This window comes from Bifidobacterium longum subsp. infantis ATCC 15697 = JCM 1222 = DSM 20088, from assembly GCF_000269965.1.
Classification (GTDB): domain Bacteria; phylum Actinomycetota; class Actinomycetes; order Actinomycetales; family Bifidobacteriaceae; genus Bifidobacterium; species Bifidobacterium infantis.
The window spans coordinates 1,423,177-1,441,358 of record NC_017219.1 but is presented as its reverse complement, the minus strand read 5'-3'; the positions used below and the strand labels follow the sequence as shown (position 1 = coordinate 1,441,358).

Genomic DNA, 18,182 nt, shown 5'->3' with positions numbered 1-18,182 from the left:
GGCGGGCGGACGCGTTTCAGAAGGCGAGCCCCCACGCATGATCCAAACACTCCCACAGCCGGCAGTACCGGCGCGACGCCCACTCGAACCCCCTGAACGGGGGAACGGTCAGCCGCGGATCGATCCGTGCGAGCTCCCTGTCGCACAACGGGACGCCCAGACGGCGCAGCCACGGCAGACGCTCCATCGCCACCCTCACCATGCGCGCGTCATACGAGCCGTCCGACAGGGGCATGGGCAGCGCATGATGCTCGGACAAGGCCCCCAGGAACGATTCCGGCACGTCCAAAAGACGCGCCGTCCGGGACGCGGACAGCATGCCCGGCATCACCATCAGACCAACCCCCTGACCGCATCCACATCCAGGCCCGGCGCGGCCGACGCCAAAGCGTACTGCAAGTCGGTGGGCGACGAGCCCGTCGGCTTGACCGAACCCGCCAGATCCGGATCCAACGCGAGCATGATCCTGGCGGCCCGCCTGACGCCCGCCACGTCCTTCTCCAACGCCTGGCCGACCAGGATTGCGCGTCGCAGCGGATCCGTCTCGTCATGCCATGCGACAAGCAGGCCGACCGGCGCCGACAGGCCACCCTTCAATACGGCCAGGGCGAGACGGTCCGCATCGTCCGCGTCCACGTCCACGGCGGACGCGACCACGCGGCGCGTCCTCCCGTCGTCCAGCAAGGCCAGCGCCTCGCGCGCCTGACGCACCCGATCCGCGGTCCACGCGAACGCGGGGCGCGACCGTTTCGGACGCGGCCTCGCCTCCACGGCCTTCGGCTCCGCCGGCCCCGCGTCGGACTGCGGTTCCGGCACGGCCGGAACATCCGGCACGGGTTCCGGCGCGGCCGGCACGGGTTCCGGCTGCGGGACGGGCTGCGGGTCGAAACCGTTCCAACCCCGATCACCATCGAACATCGACATGCTATTGCTCCTTCAATCCAGAGACGGGTATCGTCACGCCGCCCCTATGCGCGTGCGACGCATCATGCCACGCCCCGTCGAACAGACGGCGGCGCGGCCTCCGGACGTCCGGCGCAAGCCGCGGACGAAAACGACGAAAAAAGAGGAAAAAGAAAAAAGAGCAAAAGAAGAAAAACAGGAGAGGAAAACACGATACGACACCATCCCATCAGCCATCAGAAAAGAAAAAAAGACAGGACACCGACACCAAGAACACACGCAACAGACACCACACCACGGCAGACACCACACCACCAAACAGCATCACATCAAGGGGAGGAATCATTTTTCCTTGCAAAAAACCGGATATTGGGGGCGCATAGCCGCCCGCCATGACTCAGGCGGCTATCACGTTCGTGACCGGCGGATCCGGCGGCATCGGCAAAAGCACCGCCGCCCGCATGCTCGCCCACGCGCTCGGCTCCGCCCGGCTGCGCACCGCGCTCGTCGACGGCAACCCCGGACAGCAGTCCCAACGCGCCTGGCTGAACATCCCCGATTCGAAGGCGTTGGAATACGCGTTCGTCGACGGATTGCAGTCCGCGCTCGTCAGGCCCAGGGATACGGGCGGCATGTTCGCACTGCTCGCCGGACCCGCCGACCCGCATTCCAGGGACATGACCCACGACTACCTGGAGTCGATCATCGGACTGCGGGCCATGTGCGACATGGTCGTCGTGGACGCGGACCGTGTCGACGGGCGCCTGTGGGACGATCCCGTTTCGTTCGCGGGCGGCGTCATGCGTCCCATGGTCGAGGCCGGGGGCGCGCGCATCCTGTTCAGGATAGGCCAGTCCGGCTCGCAGACGGACGACGGGCTTGCCGCATTGGACGCGATCCGCCGTCCGGACCGGATCCGCGCGGTGGCGGTCGCGTCTCCCGGCGTGAAGCCGTGGCCGGCACGCCGTTGGCGGGCATTGCTCGACGGGCTCGCCGAATACGGGGGCGTGGACGAGTGGGATGAGGCGAGCCGTCGTCTCATCGACTCGCATGCGTGCGGGTGGGCGCATGGGATGGAACCGGATTGGCTGCGCGGCGCCTGCATTTGGATGGGCGTGGATCCGGATGCATGGAACCCGGCGGAGGGGGGACGGTCATGGCTGCCATGGTCCCGGATGCGATGAGCGGCGTCCAGGCGGCACGTGACGCGGGACTGGTCCGCGCGGAGGCGTTGGTCGCGGTGCGCGCGAAGGCGGAGCGCGGGGATTTCACGCACGCCCTGTCCGACCTGCTGCGCGACGCGTTGGGATCGAGGCCGCTGCTGCGCCTGCACATCTGGCGTGTCGAACAGGCCGCGTTCGACAATCGGACGGCGACATGCAAACGGCATGCGCGGATCGCGGCCGAATGGTGCGGGGTGGATGGGGCGCGCGCCGGATCCCTGACGCTCGCCTGGCTGTTGGACGAGCGGACGGGCGGCGCGAGGCTTGCCGCATGGCTGCTCGCCATCAGCCTGGACATGCGTGACGCGCATGGCGGGCACGCGTTCCGCCTGTCCGGTCCCGACCCGTTCGCGCATGTACGCTCCTAGTCGCTGATCAGGCGGGCGGCCATGGTGCCGAGCTCGGTGATCACGTCGAATTCGGTGACGTTGTTGGCGGCGGCGACCCGTTGGACGGCGCGTTTCAGGTCGGGCTGCCAGACGCGTCGGCGGCTGGTCTGTGTCGGCCAGTAGAGGCGGACGGCGTCATGCATGCCGGACCATGGGTGCGGGTCGTGTTCGAGGAGGGGCGCCATGTCCTGCGGGATGGGGGCGAGCATGAGCGTGCACGCGGTGTCCGTGTCGAGCGTGTCGAGCGTGTGATGCCACAGTCCCGTCTCGTGTGCGATCCGGATCGCGTCCTCGCATGTGCCGTCGGTCACGGCGCGCATCATCTGCTCCCTGATCCGGCCGACGGGCCTGGGGACGCGTAACGCGGGGTTGCGTTCGAACGGGGCGGCTGTCACGGTGCCGCCGGCCACGCTCGTGCTCGACGCGTCGTCGTATACGGGATTATGCCCGTCCTCGGTCTCGAACATGCTCGCGCTGGCCGTCCCGGAACGGAGCACGCGTTTCGCGTTCCATTGGGCGAGCGGCAGGCTGATGCGCCGCACCCATCCGCAGAACGACGTGGGTTCGGTCGGATCCCACAGGCCGTTCCAGTTCCATTGCGTGCTTTTCGATTCGACCGGCGTGCCGGTGATCTTCTCGAACACGCGGACCATGACCCAGCGGGTCATGGTGTCCCGCTGCTCCTCGACCGGGTAGAGGCGTCGCATCTCGCCTGCCACGAGATCGGTCTGCTGCATCCATGCGGCGACCAGCATCCGTTCCCGGGATCCGAATTCGACGGCCCTGTCGGTCCAGTCGATGCCGCGCACATGCCGGTCGAGCTCCTCCCTGGCGTCCGGATCGTCGGCCATCCTGTGTTTCGGTTTCCATTCGCCCATCATGCGTCCGGCATGCGCGTCGCGGCCCGGTGCCGCGCATGCGCATGCCGGCCTCCTTTCACGCGCGCGTATGCGTTCCGGGGCATAGGGCGGGGCATGTGGTTCGAACTGGTTCCCGCGCCGCGCGCGGATGAGACGGATGATGATGCGGGGTTCCAGCGTGACGCGAAGGCCATGGCCGACGCGATCGGCTTGTCGTCGCGTCCCGGATGGCTGGACTGGTGGAGGCATGACGACGGGTGCCGTCTGGTGGCGGCCGGGGAACGCCGGTGGGTGGAGGTGTCCGACCGGTATGGGCAGAAGGCGGGCGAACTGGTAGCGCGTGCGGCGAACGCGTCGATCCGCGCGTGCGGGCGGCCGGACGTGCTGGACCGTCCTCGTGTGTGGGCGCACGCGTTCGTGCCGATCAGCGCGTCCCTGGCGCGTACGGCGCGCGACGGGGAGCCGAGCCTGGAACGTCCCCGCCTGGATGCGGGCGAGGACACGGTGATCGTGGTGAACGTGCGCCGGCTCGGCTGGGTCGAGTCGGGCCGCCTGTCGGACTGGCTGGGCGACGAGTACAACATGCAGGCGGACACGTCGAAGCTCAGGGGCGAGGGGTTGGGCGCGTGCCGTGTGATGGCGGGCGGCGCGGATCCGCGTACGGCGATGGATCAGGCGAAGCGGGCGGCGAACGCGTTGAACCTGGGGCTGGTGCCGGGCCTGTCCGCGCATGTGAGCCGTCCCGGCCTGGGGTTCCTTCTGTGCATGCTCCTCCTGACGGTCGTGTCCGTGCCGGCCGTCATGCTCCCGTCCATGACGGCCGGCTGGCTCATGGCCGTGCCTCTGCTCATGCTCGCCATGACGGCGGGGGCGACGGTCCGCTGGCGTCTGCGCCGTGATCCCGTGAACGACCTGTCCCAGAGGCCCCGTCATTACTGGTGGCGTGCGCGCAGACGGTGGGCGCGCGCCGCCGACCTGAAGACCCGGATGGCGGGCGACGATCAGAACGCGGACGGGCCGGGCCGGAAGCGCCGCGTCCACGCGTACGCGTTCCAACGGTCCACGCTGCCGTTGCCGTGCGGCGCGCTGGCCGCCCTGGCGGCCCCGTCGGGCCGGCGCAACGCGTCGGTGAGCGCGCTGACGGTCATGCCCGACCAGTTGGACGGGTGCGACGGTCCCGTCCTGGGCGTGGATGCGGAACGGCGCACGGTGCGCATGAGCGTGGACGCGTTGTACGGCGGCGTGATGCTGATGGGCGAGCCCGGCGGCGGGAAAAGCAACATGATGCATGGGGTGGCCGGGTGGATGGGCGGCCGGCATCGGACGGGCGACGTGCTCGTCGACTTCGAATCGAAGGGCGTGGACGCGCAGCCCGTGCTGAAGCGTCTCATCCCGGGCCTGCTCGTCATCGACGTGAACGATCCGGCAACGCCGATGATCGACCTGCTGGGCGCCGGGTCGAACGTGGAGCGTGCGGGCCGGTTCGCGGATCTCATGCAGGCCGCGTTGGGCGTCCAGCAGATCGGCCCCCAGTCGCGCATCCAGTTGCGTGACGCGACGTTCGTCGCCCTGGAGGGTCTGGCGGCGGCGGATCTGGGGGCGCGGTGCAACGCGTGCAACGTTCCCGTCCCGTCGGGCTGGGTCGAATATGCGGCGCGCCTTTTGGGCCGTAACGGGGTGATGGACGCGCGCATGCTGGGCCGTGCGAGCGTGTTCGCGTGCGACACGCGTGGGGTTCGGGACGCGGTGGAGCGATTGCATGGCGGCGTGTCGGACAAGGGGACGCCGAAGATCCGCGACGGGGAGCTCGCCGGCCTGCTGCGCGCGCCCATGAACAAGATGGACGTGCTCGCGTCCGCGGGCCGCGTGTTCGCGCCGGGACGGCGCGTCCTGTCCTGGGCGTCCGTGATCCGCCGGTCCGCGCATGCGGGCGACGTGCGCATCATGGTCAACCTGGGCGCCGCGGTCCGGGCCGGCGTGGACGGCCGGCATGCGGATCTGCCGGACGGGGCGCGGCGTCTGATCGGCGCGCTCCTGTTCCGCGGCCTGAAGGACGAGATCGTCGCCTCCTGCGCGGGCTGGCAGGCGCGTGGGCGCGCGGTGCGCGTCCTGGTCGACGAGCTGACGGACGTGTTGGGCGCGGACGGCGACACGGGGGGCGGCAACGCGGACATCCTCGCCTGGCTGCGTGAGAAGGGGCGCGCGTACGGCGTGCAGCTGGTGGCGGGCACGCAGAACGCGGTCCAGTTGGAGGGCGGGCTGCTCGCCTCGGTGACCGGCCTGATGACGGTCGGCACGTTCGTGTTGCGCGCGGATCTGACGGCGGGCCCGTCCGCCGTGGCGGTCGGGTCGGATCCGGCGACGGTGCGCGGCCTGCCGTTGCACACGGTGCTGGTGCGCACGGTCGGCCCTCCCCCGGACATGGCGGGCCTGCCTCCCATGATCCTGTCCGTCCCCCATTTCGACGCGGGCGCGCCCGTGTGACGCATACCCGGGTCGCAAACCGTTGTTTTCGTGTGGAAAGGACATGATGGTGAGGGTATTGGTCGATGCGAGGGAGTTCGCGAACATGGTCGCGCATGCGGCGCGCGTGCTGGAGCGCGACAACCCGTATGTCGCGTTGGATGCCGCGGATGACGGCCTGGCGATCAGCGCGGCGGGCGACAGCCAGTGGTCGCATGGCCGTGTGGACGCGACCGTCCTGGAGGCGGGTTCCGCGGTCGTGTCGGGCCTGTGGCTGAACGCGTTGGCGAACGCGATGCCGTCGGGCGAGATCGGCGTGGAGACGAATGGCGGGTATCTGACGTTGCGTGGCGGCGAGGCGTCGCTGCGCATGCGTGTCGGCGAGGAGAAGGATCGTCCGGCCGAACCGGCCGCCCCGGAGCGGATGGTGCCCGTGGACGCGGACGCGTACGCCGCGTTGTGCGGCAGCGTCGCCCCGGAGGCGGGCGGCACGAGGGACCAGCCGGTCCTCGCGTCCGTCAGATTCGTCGCGGCCGGCGGCCTGCTGACGGCGACGGCCACGAACCGGTACATGGCCGGCCGCCGGTCCATCCCGGTCGGCGGCATGCCGGACGGCGAATGGCTGGCGGACGCGGATTGGGTGAAACGCAACGCGAAGGGGGTGAACGCGATCGGGTTCACGGACCGGATGATGGTCGTGGATACGGGCGGGTTCACGGACGCGATCGTGCTGACCGCCGGACAGTATCCGATGGTGGACCGCCTGTTCGACAAACCGGAGGAGCCGGCGGGCGTGGCGGTCGTGGACAGGCGCGCCCTGATGGATGCGGCGCGCATGCTGAAAAGCGTCTGCTTCGACTCGCGCATGGGCATTATCCCGCTGATCCTGGATGAGCGGGACGGGATGCTTCGTGTCCGGTATGCGGGCGACGGGCAGGATGCGGATTCGCAGGGCGTGCGTCTCCTGGAGGCGGACATCACGGGGGATGTGAACGTGAAACTGAACGCGGATTACCTGCTGACCGTGCTTGCGGGCATGGATGCGGACAGGGTGTCGGTGGTGAAGACCCGTGAGATGAAGCCCGTCCTGTTCGAACAGGACGATTCCGCGGTGGAGCAATTGGTGATGCCCGTCTGTTAGGATCGTCCCCGACATGCGGGAAAAGGGGTGTCGCGTCCGTCCGGGCGCGACACCCCTTTTTTTGTTCGGTCCGGATCGTCAGGGGCGCGCGTCGTGCGCGGCGAGCATCCTGTCGGCGAGACTGTCCCCGGCGTCGCCGAGGGCCTGCGCCCAGCGTTGCCCCAACGGCTCCCCGTCGGCCGGCCCGGGCGTGTCCGGTCCCGGTTCCGTATCGTGATCCGTCTCGATGGCGGGCGCGGGGTCGTCCGGCGTGGACGCGTCCGGTTCGGGCGCGATTCCGGGCGTGGGTTCCGGCGTCGGAGCCGCCGAAGGCCCGGCCGGGTCCGACGCCGCGGTCTCGGCCATGGCCTGCCGGTCGAACGTGCGGCCCGCGGCGAGCACGATCATGTGCGTGGTCGCGAGCAGGGCGACCGGCGGCACGGTCATGATGACCGGCGGCACCCAGTCGGGCAGCAGCATCCCGTTCACCATGACGGGATGCGCGTGCAGCGCGTTGCCGATCAGGCTGATCACGCTGAACAGGACGAGCATGAGCCACGGGTACAGGGTGCCCATGCGCCGCGTCTTGAACGCCCACGCCGCCCACGTGAACGCGAGCGTCGACCCGTCGATGATGATCGGGAACATCCACGCCAGCGCCGCGTTGATCCCGCATGCGAGCCCGACGGCGCGCAACGCGTCGAAGCTGATGATGAACGCGAGCAGGGCGAGCACGACCGCGACCGTCACGCCCGGCCACATGCGCGCCTCGCGCCCCCCGTTCACACGGCCTCCGTGAGTTCCGCCGCCACCCGGTTCAGGAGACGCGCGTGCTCGAGGTCATGGGTCTTCACGCACGTGTCGTACAGGCCGAGCGCCAGGGCGGCCGCATGCGACGGGTCCGCCGCCTGGGCGACGCGGGCCGGCTCCACGCCCGCCTCTTTGAACAGGTTCAGGGCATGACGCGCCCTTGCTCGGCGTCGATCGTACTCGTTGTCCTCAAGCCAGGCCTCAATGCCGCCGGCCAGGCGGCGCATGTCCTCGATCGTCTCGTCCATGGGTGTGGTCCCCTTTCTCGATGGTCAACCGTCCGGCCTTGTATGCGTCCCGGCCGCATAGCCGGGCATGTATGAAACGTCTCCTGCCCCTCCTGCTCGCCGCCAGCCCGCCGGTGCTCGTCCTGCTGCTCGCGTTCGCCATGGTGGTCGTGGCCGCGCCCGCGGGCATGACCACCATGGCCGCGGCCACCATGGCGGACACGGCCGACTGTACGGACGACACGGACACGACGGTCACGCCCAACGACGTGGCCGCGTCCCTCGCCAGGGCGTTCGCCAAGGCCGGGTATTCGAAGGCGAGCACGGCGGGCGTGCTCGGCGTCATCCAGTTCGAATCGGGCATGAACCCCGCGCAGGAGCAGATCGGCGAACCCGATCCCATGCTGCGCGGCTATGGGCTGAACCAGTGGACGCCGCGAAGCAAGATCCGCAACTGGATGGACGCGAACCACGTGTCGGGCGAGGATTCCGACGCGGACGTGCAGATCCGCATGCTCGTCGCCACCGCGCAGACCGATTTCAACAACCATTTCCTCGACGCGGTCAAGGCCGAGGGGCACGAGCCCATCGACGACGACCTGCGCACGTGGTGGCTGCAGGCCGACAATCCCGAGGACGCGGCCGTCGCCTGGATGGCCGGCTACGGGCGCCCCTACTGGGCGGACCGGCATGAGAAGGAACGCGAGCAGTACGCGCGCGCCTACTACGATTCGAAGGAGCTCGCCGACATCGACTTCCCGGCCGAATCGAAGCCGGACGGGAAGAAGGACGCCGCGTCCCCGTCGGACACGGCGGACACGGACGCGTCATGCGACGCGGATGCGGATGATTCGTCCGACGGGAACGCGAAATACGGGGACGTGGGCGGCGCGCCCACGAACACGCATGACTTCGGGTGGATGTGCGCCACGAAGCTGAAGATCTGCCAGGCCGGGGACATGGGTGCCCCTCCCCTCGACTGGCAGGCCGCGGGCAACTACCAGTGCTACTGGTATTGGCTGGCCCGCTCATGGCTGGTGCACGACGGGGACGTCATCAACCCGCACACGATGAACGGCGGACAACTGTCCGACTGGGCGGCGGGCACGAAGGGGTGGACGCGTTCCGACGAGCCCAGACCGGGCGCGGGCGTCTGCTTCTGGGGCGGCGGCAACAACCACGTCGCGTTCGTGGAGAAGGTGGACAAGGATCCGTCCGGCTGGAAGATCATGATCAGCGAAGGCAACTTCAACGACGGGGGCGCGGGCCTGTGGACCAGCTACAACGCGCGTTGGCTGACGAAAGGCGAATACGCGGCGGCCTCCGGCAACGGGTTCTTCTGGAAGGACAGCTGGAAGCTCTAGCAGTAGCCCGGGTTCTGGCAGGACTGGCCGTCGCCGACCCGCACGGGGATGCTCCCCCACAGGCTCATGTCCACGTTTTCGTCGGCCATGAACCGGGTTTCGGGCGGGATGACGGTCAGCCCGTCGCCGGTCAGCGTCCCCCAGTCGGGTTCGCCCTTCACGGGGATGCCGACCCTTCCCCGGCCGTTCATCCGGTCGCCGATGTCCGTGTCCCATACGCCGAGCCACGGGTCGATCCACCAGGGGTCGGCCTGCCGGTGGCGGATCCCCGTGATCCGCCCGTCCCGGACCGTGAGCCTGTCGTCCACCGGATAGTCGATCCAGGTGGGTGTGATCCCCCACCAGTCGTCCACGTGCAACGTGTTCGGGTTCTGGTTGCCGGCCAGGTACATGAATCGGACGGTGCCGGTCACGCGTACGCCCGTCCCGTCCGCGGCCGAGTGCGGCCCGTCCGTCCACCGGCTCCCGTACCCCCAGGCGATGCGGGCGAGCCATGCGGCCGCGTCGAGCCCGTCCGCGCACCAGGCGCGTTCGCCCGTGTCGCCGACCTGGTCGAGCCGCCGGTAGGCGCGGCATGCGGGGTTGGCGGCGTGCGGGCCCGCGTCCGCCTGGCGGGCGGGCAGGTTTTCGCCCGTGGTCGGATCGTCCGCGGGCGGCGTGCCGTGCAGTGAGGCGAGCACGCTTCCCGCGTCCTTTCGCGCGAGCGTGTCGGCGCGGATGGTGCTGTCGGCGCCCCATTCGCGCAGGCGTCTCTCGAACGCCGCGGCGTGTTCGACGGTCTTCGCGTCGGGCGTGGCCGTCATGGCCTGTGGTTTCGTCCCGGTCTTCCCCGTGTCGGTCTTCTGCCGCGCGCATCCGGCGGTCAGGATGATGCCGGCGAGCGTGGCGACGGCTATGAGGGTGCGCGATCGTGGTCTCATGCGCGCAGGCTATGCGCGCATAGGCGTCGCGCATGCCGTTCAATCCTTTCGCCGCCGATCCCGGGGCCGGTCTCGCCGAACCCGTCGCGAAGCCGGCCGACGGGGACGCGACGCGGAAACCCGACGCCGACGACGGCTGGTGGGATTCCGGGAGCGGATCGGATGCGGCGGACGCGACACCGGACCCCGATCCGGCGGACGCGACCACGGTCGGCGTGGACGACGGCCGACGGGATATGGACGGGAGGGACGGGCGATCCGAAGACGCGCCCGATCCCATGCCGGACGACGGGGCGGACGACGACTGGTGGGGCATGGACGCCGAGGAGACCATGCCGGGCCCGCCGGCCGGGATCCCGGCGCGCACGGGGACGGGTGAGACCCCCGACATGGACGCGGACGACGACTGGTGGGGCATGGCCGGCGGGGACGGGCCGCGATCCGAAGACGCCGATCCGACGACGGCTGGACCAGACGCCGTCGACCCCGTGCCGCGGCTCGTCAGCGTGCCCGGCACCAGCGTGCGCATCCCCGCGGATTTCGACTGGGGCACCGACACTCTCGCGGCCGGGCCGGACGACGGCATGCGGGAGCCCGTCCCGGCCTCCGCACGCCGGCCCATCCCGTCGCGCCGCATCCTCATCGCCGGCACGGCCGCCATCCTCGCCCTCGCCCTCCTGGCGGGCGGCGTCGTCGCGACGCGCACGCTCATCGCCTCCGACCGGCAGCGGAAGGCCCACGACGAGGCGTGCGCGACGCTCACCGCGCAGGCCGGAACATGGGACGGGCTCGCCCGGCAGGCGAAGACGCTCGGCGTGAAACCCGGCGACGGGCCCGACACGTCCTGCAAGGCGGACACGGACACGCTCAAGGCCCGGGCCCGCACGCTCAAGACCCGCGCCCGCACGCTCGCCGAGGCGAACCGGAACGCGCTGGACGCCGCATGGAGGGACCTGACCGGCCGGATCGCGGCAAGCAGGAAAAACCATCCGAAGGCCGGAGGGCAGACGCTCGCCGCGCTCGAAACGCTCGCCGAGACCGCGCCCGGGGACGCGGACGGCCTGGCCGCGAAGGAACGGGAATTCGGACGGCTCGACAAGCAGGCCGGACAGGAGCAGCAGAAGACCGAACAGGAGGAGAAGGCGGAGGCGGAGGCGAAACGGAAGGCCGAACAGGAGGCGGAGGCGCGACGGGAGGCCGAACAGGAGCGATCCCAGGCGCAGGACACGCCCCAGGCCGTCACGCCCACGCCGGCCCCGCAGCCGACGCCGACGCCCACGCCCACGCCGGCCCCGCAGCCGACACCCACGCCCATGCCGGCGCCCGGCAACGCGGACGCCAGCATGTGACGCATACCCGACCCCATGAACGACGCATACGAACGACTCACCATCGGCCAGGCGCAGACCCTGGCCCGCATCATCGACGGCCTGCGCGACCACGGGTTCGACCCCGACGGGCAGGGCATCCACACACCCAACCTGCACGTCGAACCCGGGGACGGGACACGCGTCAACTGGTGGCTCGACGGCGACACGGCGTTCGCCAACGGCAGCATGGACGCGCAGGGGCACGGCGTATGGTGGACACGCCGCGCCTACGCGCCCACCCTGCGACGCTCCTAATCCAGGGAACCGTCGACGCGCACCACCACGGGTATCGCGCTCGCCGCATCCCCCACCTGCAGGTAGGCGACCGACCCGCGCAGCAGCCCGCCCGTCTCCGGATCCCTCAACGGGTACAGGCTCTCCCAGTCCGGGGCGCGGGAATCCGGATCCACATACTTGTCATGCATCATGCGCGCATGCATACGCCCGTCCAACGGCTGGTTCGCGAGCCGGCAGGCGGCCTGCGCCTGACTGTCGCGGCCCGAACCCTCGTTGCGGGCGCCCACGGCCAGCACATACACCTTGCCGACGAAATCCTCGATCCCCGCGTCCACGAACTCGTCGGCCTTCTGGGAGAGCATCATCACCATGTAATGCTGGTCGCGGGACAGGCGTCCCATACGGTCGACGACGCTCCGGCCGAACCGGTCCTGCAGCAGGCTCCACGCCTCGTCGATGACGACGGCCCCGTTGCGGCCGATCACCAGGCAGGAGGCGCCCAGCGCGGCCATGCGGCACACCCAGCGCTGCACGTCGGTGGGCGCGCCCTGGATCTCCTTGTCGGTGATCACGTTCAACGCGCCCGCGCTGATCAGGGTCATGCCCTGGGAGAGGGACAGGCGGCGTCCGCCCGGCTCCGTCCCGTAGATGAGCGGCATCAACGGGTCGTTCTTGACGGCACGGTCCAACACGGGCCGGATCCTTTCGACGAGCGGGTCGATGTCCTTCGCCTCCCGTCCCCTATGGGCATACTCCTCCCAGGCGAGGCGCACGCATTCGCCCAGACAGTCGGCGCCGTGGCGCAAACCGTAGCCGACGATGCTGGACACGCCCATCTCCCAGGCGCGGTCCGGGTTCGCGCCGCCCGTGATCTGGCTGAGCATCGCGACCGACGTCTGCACGATCGTGTCCGTCATATGCCTGGGGATGCAGCGCAGCGGGTCGAGGATGCCGCGCGCCTCCGGCCGGTCGAGCTTGACGACCACGCCGCCGCGTTTCCTGACGAACGGTTCGAAGTCGGATGATTTCGGTTTCGGATCCCAGAAGACGACGGGGATCTGCATGCCCGGATGCTCGGGGTCGGGCAGGCGCCCCCATTGGGCGGCGACATGCAGGCCGAGCCGGGTGTTATGCGTGGGCACGTAGCCGCCGATCAGGTACGTGCGGTCGGGGCTGGCGACGCTCAGGCAACGGTGCGGGCAGTCGGCGATCGGCCGGATGCCTTTCACGTACAGCCATTTCGAGGTCTCGCGCAATTCAGTGGGGAGAAGCATGCGTTTGCGGGGCAGGGAGAACACGGGCAGGCTTGTGGTGAACGTGAGGCGCAGGCGGTCGCGGGTCTCGTGGCGTTCCCCGTCCGCCGTGTATCCGGCCTTCGTGCGGGTGGCCTCGTGGACGACGACGCCCAGGGAGCGCAGGAGACGGGTCAGCCCGTCGACGATCGGCTTGTGGTCGATGGACTGGGTGAACTCGACGCTCCCGTTCTGGTCGATGGCGCCGTCCTGGTCGAGCAGGCCTCGCACGAGTTCGAGCCTCTGTTCGACGTCGGCGTGGAAGTAGGGTTCGGGGATGTGCTTGTTCCCGTAGAACCCGTTCGCCCGGAGCTGTCGGACAAGGCGTTTCGCGTAGGTCTTCTGCGGGTCGTACGTACTCCGGGTGACCTCGTATCCGGCGGTTCGCAGACGGTTCTCCAGGTGGTCGAGGTCGCCGTTCGACGGGTCGGAGGCGAAGCCGCCGCCGGTCTTCGACCCGTCGGCCAGCCATGCGCCGAGCGTCCACGGGTCGATGGGCAGGTCCGTGCGGACGCCCTGGACGGGGGCCGTGGCGCGGATCGCCCAGTTCGCCTGCCCGCCGTCGGCGAGCAGCCCCTCGTCGAGCATCTCGCGGGTGGTGACGGTCTGTTCGCCGTGTCCGGCACCGGGTTCGTCCCGGTACCGCCAGCCGATGCGGTCGGCGAGGCGGGCGAGGGCGAGCGGCGCGGGCCATGCGACGCGCATGCGACGGGCCGTTTCCGCAGGCTCCGCCCGCGGCCCGTCGTAGGATCTCAGGGCGGACTCGAATGCGCTTTTCGATACGCCGAGGTCCCCGAACCGTTCCAGGAGCCATGCCGTGTCGATCGGTTCGGCGGGAGGGTCGGCGATGAGCCCGTCGAGCCTGGCGAGCCGCAGCGCCCTGGCTTCGGCCCCGAAACCGTTGCCGACGGTGTGCTCCCACCTGTCGCGGATGTGCCCGAGCAGCGGGGCGGGCTCGTAGAAGCGTCCCCTGGGCCTGTTGCGCGTCCTGCCGGGCTGCATGCGGGAGGGCACGTCGGCGAAGCGGAGCGCGTTCCTCACCCACGTCTCCCCGCCCTTGCCCGCGAACGGCGCGACGAGGGTCCGGACCTCGCGCCAGATGCGTTCGCAGTCCCACCATTCGTCCATGCCGTGTCCGGCGGCCATGGCGCGCAGCCGTTCCTGCGCCTTCCGGACCCGTTCGCGGCGTTCGAGGCTCTTCCGGTGTTTGCCGGTGCGGGCGAAGTTGCGGTCGCGCCATGTCCACGCGCACCATTGGTGGTCGCCGCTGGCCTTGATCCTCTGCCCGTCGGACAGGACGATCTCGTACATGTCGTCGTCCCCGATGGGGCTCATGCCGAGAATCGGGTAGGTCTTCCCGTCGCGCGCATAGAGCATGTCGCCGTCCTCGAGGTCGCGCAACGGCACGAGGCCGCCCTCGGGGAACCTTTTCTGCGGGGGCACGGGGAGAGGCGTGCCGAGGGAAACCGCTTTGCCAGACCCTGTGCTGCCCACGATTATGGAAATCGCTTTCCCGCTGCGTCTGGACGCGGCGAACGGCGAATCGTAGACCGGCTGCCCGTCCGCCTCCGTGACGCCCACGAACGCGCCCGGCAGGTCGGAGTCCAGGCCGCGCCCCGAATCGTCGCCCGTCATGGAGCAGCCCGCGAGCCCGCTGAACGCGAGGATCGGGGCCGGCCAGTACAGGGGCGACGGATCGTATTCGATCATGTCGTCGGAACCGATCTGCATGTCCTCGAACGCGGCCTCCTGCCGGTCCGGGTTCAACCCGACGTGCCCCGGATAGGGGACGCGGTTCGACTGTTCCACGATCATGGGCAGTGCGGCGTGCGCGTGCGCCTGGACGAGCGTGGGCCACGGCTTGCCGTCCGCCTGGTATTCGCCGTTCGCCGCCTCCAGTTCGCGCGCCACGCCCAGGTTCGCCTTGCGGCCGCCCGCCGCCTGCTCGTACGCCTTGTCGAGCACCTTGTCCGCGTCCTTGTCCAATTGTTCGCGGGTCATCTCCCCCGGTTCGACCAGGCCCTTCACGCTGATCGCGACGGCCCCGCACCGGCTCGCGTCCAGGAGGCCGGCCGCCCAGTCGGAGCCGGGGGCGGTGTTGTTCTCGCCTTTGAAGGGGAGCACGCCGAGCGTGACCACGGTCAAAGGGTAGGAGCCGGGGATTCTCGCCGACCATTTGCGGCAGTCGTCGACCTTCTCGCGCATGCGGGCCGCGACGAACGCGGACCGGTAGTCGGGGAACGTGTGCATGTGGTCGTGCTCGACCATGACGGGCAGTCCCTCGGGCTTGCGGTCGGTGGGCCAGAACGCCATGGCGCGGCGCATCGACGTGTCGGACGGGATGCGGCAGCCCGCGTCCTCCATGAGGGCGCGCATGTCCTGAAGGTCGTGTTCGAACGCGTCGTCGGGCGTCCACCCGTCCTCGTCGGCGACGCCTTTCAGGAACCCTTTCACGCCGCTCTGCCCGCCGCCCGTGTTCAGGCGGACGCCGAACAGGGTGAACCGGTCGCGCACGGCGAGCCTCTCCTGTTCGGCGGCGAGGCGCAGCCGGTTGTCCGGGTCGAGCGTGGGGCTGGGTTCGAAGGGGCGTGAGCCGCTGACCGCGAGGATGTGGACGCGCCGGTACAAGCCCTTCATGGCCTTGCGGCCGGCGAACGGGACGCGCGGCGTCCGGTCGGCGAGCCCGCCGAGTATCGACAGCATGGGGCGGGCGGCCTTCAAACGTTCCTCCATGCCGGACGCGTCCGTGACGGACGGCTGGTCGGGCATCCTCATGTACAGCCATGCGGCGCCGTTGACCGTGCGCACGAACCCGCCGCCCATATGCCGGGCGAACGTGCCCGTCTCCCTGACAATGCGTTTCCTCGTCATGCGGCGCGCCTATGCGCGGCCCATGGCCTTTCCGGATTCCCGCATAGCGGCCCCTTGCGAACAGTGATGGCGCGGGAGGCCCCCCCGATGCTTTTGAGGTTGGGGCGGGTTCCAGTGGCGGTTGCAACGTTCACTAGGACCCGCCAGGTTTCATCCGATCAGGGGGTGTTCCTATGTTTTTGTCAACTCCTTGGGGAGTTGACGTGTCGGGATTCCGGTTGGCTGTCGTGGGCGCGCTTCGCCCTGCCGGTGGCGTCCGGCGTCCTTTCCCGTGTGGCCCGGTTCAGGCTACGAGGGCTGGTTCCTGGTAGAGGGTTCCGTTTTTGAGCATGCTGTAGATCACGTCGCAGCGCCGACGCGCGAGGCAGATGATGGCGGCGTTGTGGTGTTTGCCCTGTTCGCGTTTGCGCTTGTAATAGGCCACGGAGGGCGGGTGTTTGGTGGATGCGACGAACGCGGTCTGCCACAGCGCGTTCTTGAGGCGTTTGTTGCCCCGCCTGGAGGGCCGTTCGCCTTTGATGCTGGTGCCGGATTGGCCGGTGACGGGCGATATGCCCGCGTAGGCGGCCAGATGGGCGGACGATTTGAAGTTGGCGATGTCGCCGCCGATGCCGAGCAGGATGTTGCTTGCGGTCCTGACGCCTATCCCGGGCATCGACGCCGGGACCGTGAGAAGAGGGTGGTCCTCCAGGAGCTTCTCGACCTGGCGGCCGACCTCGCGCCGCCGGTCCCTGATCGTCTTGATGTCGCGGGCGATGGAGGGGATGATGGTCTCGGCCATGAGGGTGCCGGGCACGGTGACGGTCTGCTCGCCGATCGCCTTGAACATGTCGTCGATGATGCGGCCGGCGCGAAGCCCGTTGGACTTGGCCCAGTCCTTCACGTCCTCGATCCCGGCCCGTTTCACGCCCATGGGCCCGCCGTATCGTTCGAGCAGCGCGAGCGTCGCGTCGCGCGTGATTCTCTCGCCCTTGAGCGCGCGTTCGAACGCGGGGTGGGTCTGCAGCAGCAGGCTCCGCAGGCGGTTGACGTGGCGGGTGGATTCGTGGGCGAGGTCCTCGTCGTGGCCGGCGAGCAGCTTCAGGGCGGCGAGGGTCTCGTCATCCGGGCCCGCGTCCCTGAGCGTCTCGGGCAGCTTGAGCGCGGCCCACGCGATCACATGCGCGTCCCTGCGGTCGGTCTTCGCGTCCCCGGGCAGCAGCTGCGCGGTCCTGCGCATGGCCGTGCCGGGAAGGTAGGCAACCGCGATCCCCATGTTCCGCGCCACCGTCAGGGGCAGGGAGCCGATGGTGTTGGGCTGGTCCACGACCAGCAGCACACGGCCATGCTTGGAGAGCTTGCCCAGCATCGTGCGGATGGCCTTCTCGTCCTGTTTCAACGGCTTGTCGTACAGGGTGTTCCCGTCATGGTCGAGGGCGTGCGCGTGGTGCGCGCTCTTGCCCACGTCCAGGCCGACCCACACGTCGATGTCGTCCGGGGTCATCATCGTTCCTCCCGTCATGAAGGTTTTCCGGTCGCCGCGGGCTCGGAGGAGTCCGGACGCCCGCGCCGCACCCACATTACGACGAGACCTGCGCCATGCGCCCCTGAAGCGTCCGTGTAGCCGGCCTGGTTCCTATCAGCGGTCATCGGGCGTCCCCGTTCCCGGCGACAACACCCCCCGGATCATCGACGACAGGGCAGGAAAGTCATACCGGAACCGGCGACCCGGCCCCGACCATCGGGGCCTACCAAACATGGTAATGGGCGAGGGAGCGGACGGGAGCATCACGTTCCAACCGATCCGGTTCACGGCCAAGGATCTCGACGGGAGGCAATCCGTGTCCCGCGACTACCTGATCGTGGAGAAGGACACGTGCGGCCCCACCTGCAAGGCGGACACGACCGTCCACCGGGCGCGCGTCACCATCGCCGACGCCGACGACGGGCGGCTGGCCGCCACCGTCACCTACGACGGGACGGCCACGGCCCCCGTGTTCCGCAACACGGTCACCCCGTTGACGACGCTCCCGTTCACCGGAGGCCGCCCGGACGATCCCATGCCGGCGGCGTACGCGATGCTCGCCGCAGGCCTGCTTGCCGCGGGAGCCATGATCCGCAACAGGCGCAGGCACGGGACGCGCCGGCGTTAGA

At 69.5% G+C, this 18,182-nt stretch carries 16 protein-coding genes; 8 read left to right on the top strand and 8 right to left on the bottom strand.

Translation table 11 applies throughout. The features are described from left to right. Nucleotides 1-16: 16 nt before the first annotated feature. Nucleotides 17-259 carry a hypothetical protein gene (locus BLIJ_RS06385; RefSeq protein WP_126386315.1) on the bottom strand — a complete coding sequence of 81 codons (243 nt, stop codon included), beginning with the start codon at nt 257-259 and terminating at the stop codon, nt 17-19. Nucleotides 260-333: 74 nt separating this feature from the next. Beyond that, nucleotides 334-924 (bottom strand): hypothetical protein, encoded by a 591-nt coding sequence (locus tag BLIJ_RS06380; RefSeq protein ID WP_012577597.1) that lies wholly within the window; start codon nt 922-924, stop codon nt 334-336. 371 nt (nt 925-1,295) lie between these two features. Between BLIJ_RS06380 and BLIJ_RS06375 the strand changes: the two genes are divergently transcribed. After that, nucleotides 1,296-2,087, top strand: a complete 792-nt coding sequence (locus BLIJ_RS06375; RefSeq protein WP_012577596.1) for a nucleotide-binding protein — start codon at nt 1,296-1,298, stop codon at nt 2,085-2,087. Then, nucleotides 2,060-2,494 carry a hypothetical protein gene (locus BLIJ_RS06370; protein ID WP_041981901.1) on the top strand — a complete coding sequence of 145 codons (435 nt, stop codon included), beginning with the start codon at nt 2,060-2,062 and terminating at the stop codon, nt 2,492-2,494. The genes BLIJ_RS06375 and BLIJ_RS06370 overlap by 28 nt, the downstream gene beginning before the upstream one ends. On the opposite strand, the gene BLIJ_RS06365 is transcribed toward BLIJ_RS06370, so the two are convergent. Next, nucleotides 2,491-3,366 (bottom strand): hypothetical protein, encoded by an 876-nt coding sequence (locus BLIJ_RS06365; protein ID WP_014484857.1) that lies wholly within the window; start codon nt 3,364-3,366, stop codon nt 2,491-2,493. The genes BLIJ_RS06370 and BLIJ_RS06365 overlap by 4 nt on opposite strands. A 123-nt stretch (nt 3,367-3,489) precedes the next feature. Between BLIJ_RS06365 and BLIJ_RS06360 the strand changes: the two genes are divergently transcribed. Both BLIJ_RS06360 and BLIJ_RS06355 read left to right on the top strand, forming a co-directional pair. Next, nucleotides 3,490-5,859: a hypothetical protein gene (locus BLIJ_RS06360; RefSeq protein ID WP_012577593.1), complete on the top strand. Its 2,370-nt coding sequence runs from the start codon at nt 3,490-3,492 to the stop codon at nt 5,857-5,859. Between the two features lie 43 nt (nt 5,860-5,902). Then, nucleotides 5,903-6,979: a beta clamp domain-containing protein gene (locus BLIJ_RS06355; protein WP_231837806.1), complete on the top strand. Its 1,077-nt coding sequence runs from the start codon at nt 5,903-5,905 to the stop codon at nt 6,977-6,979. Nucleotides 6,980-7,057: 78 nt separating this feature from the next. Here BLIJ_RS06355 and BLIJ_RS06350 read toward each other — a convergent pair whose 3' ends face one another. After that, complete coding sequence (locus tag BLIJ_RS06350) at nt 7,058-7,720, bottom strand: DUF2637 domain-containing protein (RefSeq protein WP_012577591.1); 663 nt, start codon at nt 7,718-7,720, stop codon at nt 7,058-7,060. A gap of 20 nt (nt 7,721-7,740) precedes the next feature. Beyond that, on the bottom strand, nt 7,741-8,016 hold the full coding sequence (locus BLIJ_RS06345) for a hypothetical protein (RefSeq protein WP_012577590.1): 276 nt from the start codon (nt 8,014-8,016) through the stop codon (nt 7,741-7,743). 71 nt (nt 8,017-8,087) lie between these two features. Here BLIJ_RS06345 and BLIJ_RS06340 point away from each other — a divergent pair, with 71 nt between their 5' ends. Then, nucleotides 8,088-9,359: a phage tail tip lysozyme gene (locus BLIJ_RS06340; protein ID WP_012577589.1), complete on the top strand. Its 1,272-nt coding sequence runs from the start codon at nt 8,088-8,090 to the stop codon at nt 9,357-9,359. Here BLIJ_RS06340 and BLIJ_RS06335 read toward each other — a convergent pair. After that, nucleotides 9,356-10,279, bottom strand: coding sequence for a hypothetical protein (locus BLIJ_RS06335; RefSeq protein WP_014484855.1), 924 nt, complete (start codon nt 10,277-10,279; stop codon nt 9,356-9,358). The genes BLIJ_RS06340 and BLIJ_RS06335 overlap by 4 nt on opposite strands. Nucleotides 10,280-10,311: 32 nt before the next feature. On the opposite strand from BLIJ_RS06335, the gene BLIJ_RS06330 reads away from it, so the two are divergent. Continuing rightward, on the top strand, nt 10,312-11,628 hold the full coding sequence (locus BLIJ_RS06330) for a hypothetical protein (protein ID WP_012577587.1): 1,317 nt from the start codon (nt 10,312-10,314) through the stop codon (nt 11,626-11,628). 15 nt (nt 11,629-11,643) lie between these two features. Further along, the gene (locus tag BLIJ_RS06325) at nt 11,644-11,904 is read left to right on the top strand and encodes a hypothetical protein (RefSeq protein ID WP_012577586.1); all 261 of its coding nucleotides are present in this window, start codon (nt 11,644-11,646) and stop codon (nt 11,902-11,904) included. Here BLIJ_RS06325 and BLIJ_RS06320 read toward each other — a convergent pair. Together BLIJ_RS06320 and BLIJ_RS06315 are read right to left on the bottom strand one after the other, a co-directional pair. Further along, nucleotides 11,901-16,049 carry a hypothetical protein gene (locus BLIJ_RS06320; protein ID WP_012577585.1) on the bottom strand — a complete coding sequence of 1,383 codons (4,149 nt, stop codon included), beginning with the start codon at nt 16,047-16,049 and terminating at the stop codon, nt 11,901-11,903. The two genes, BLIJ_RS06325 and BLIJ_RS06320, sit on opposite strands and share 4 nt — an antisense overlap. A 283-nt stretch (nt 16,050-16,332) precedes the next feature. After that, complete coding sequence (locus tag BLIJ_RS06315) at nt 16,333-17,535, bottom strand: IS110 family RNA-guided transposase (RefSeq protein WP_012577884.1); 1,203 nt, start codon at nt 17,533-17,535, stop codon at nt 16,333-16,335. Nucleotides 17,536-17,785: 250 nt separating this feature from the next. Between BLIJ_RS06315 and BLIJ_RS06310 the strand changes: the two genes are divergently transcribed. Then, nucleotides 17,786-18,181 carry a Spy0128 family protein gene (locus BLIJ_RS06310; RefSeq protein WP_012577583.1) on the top strand — a complete coding sequence of 132 codons (396 nt, stop codon included), beginning with the start codon at nt 17,786-17,788 and terminating at the stop codon, nt 18,179-18,181. The last annotated feature ends 1 nt before the right edge of the window (nt 18,182 follow it).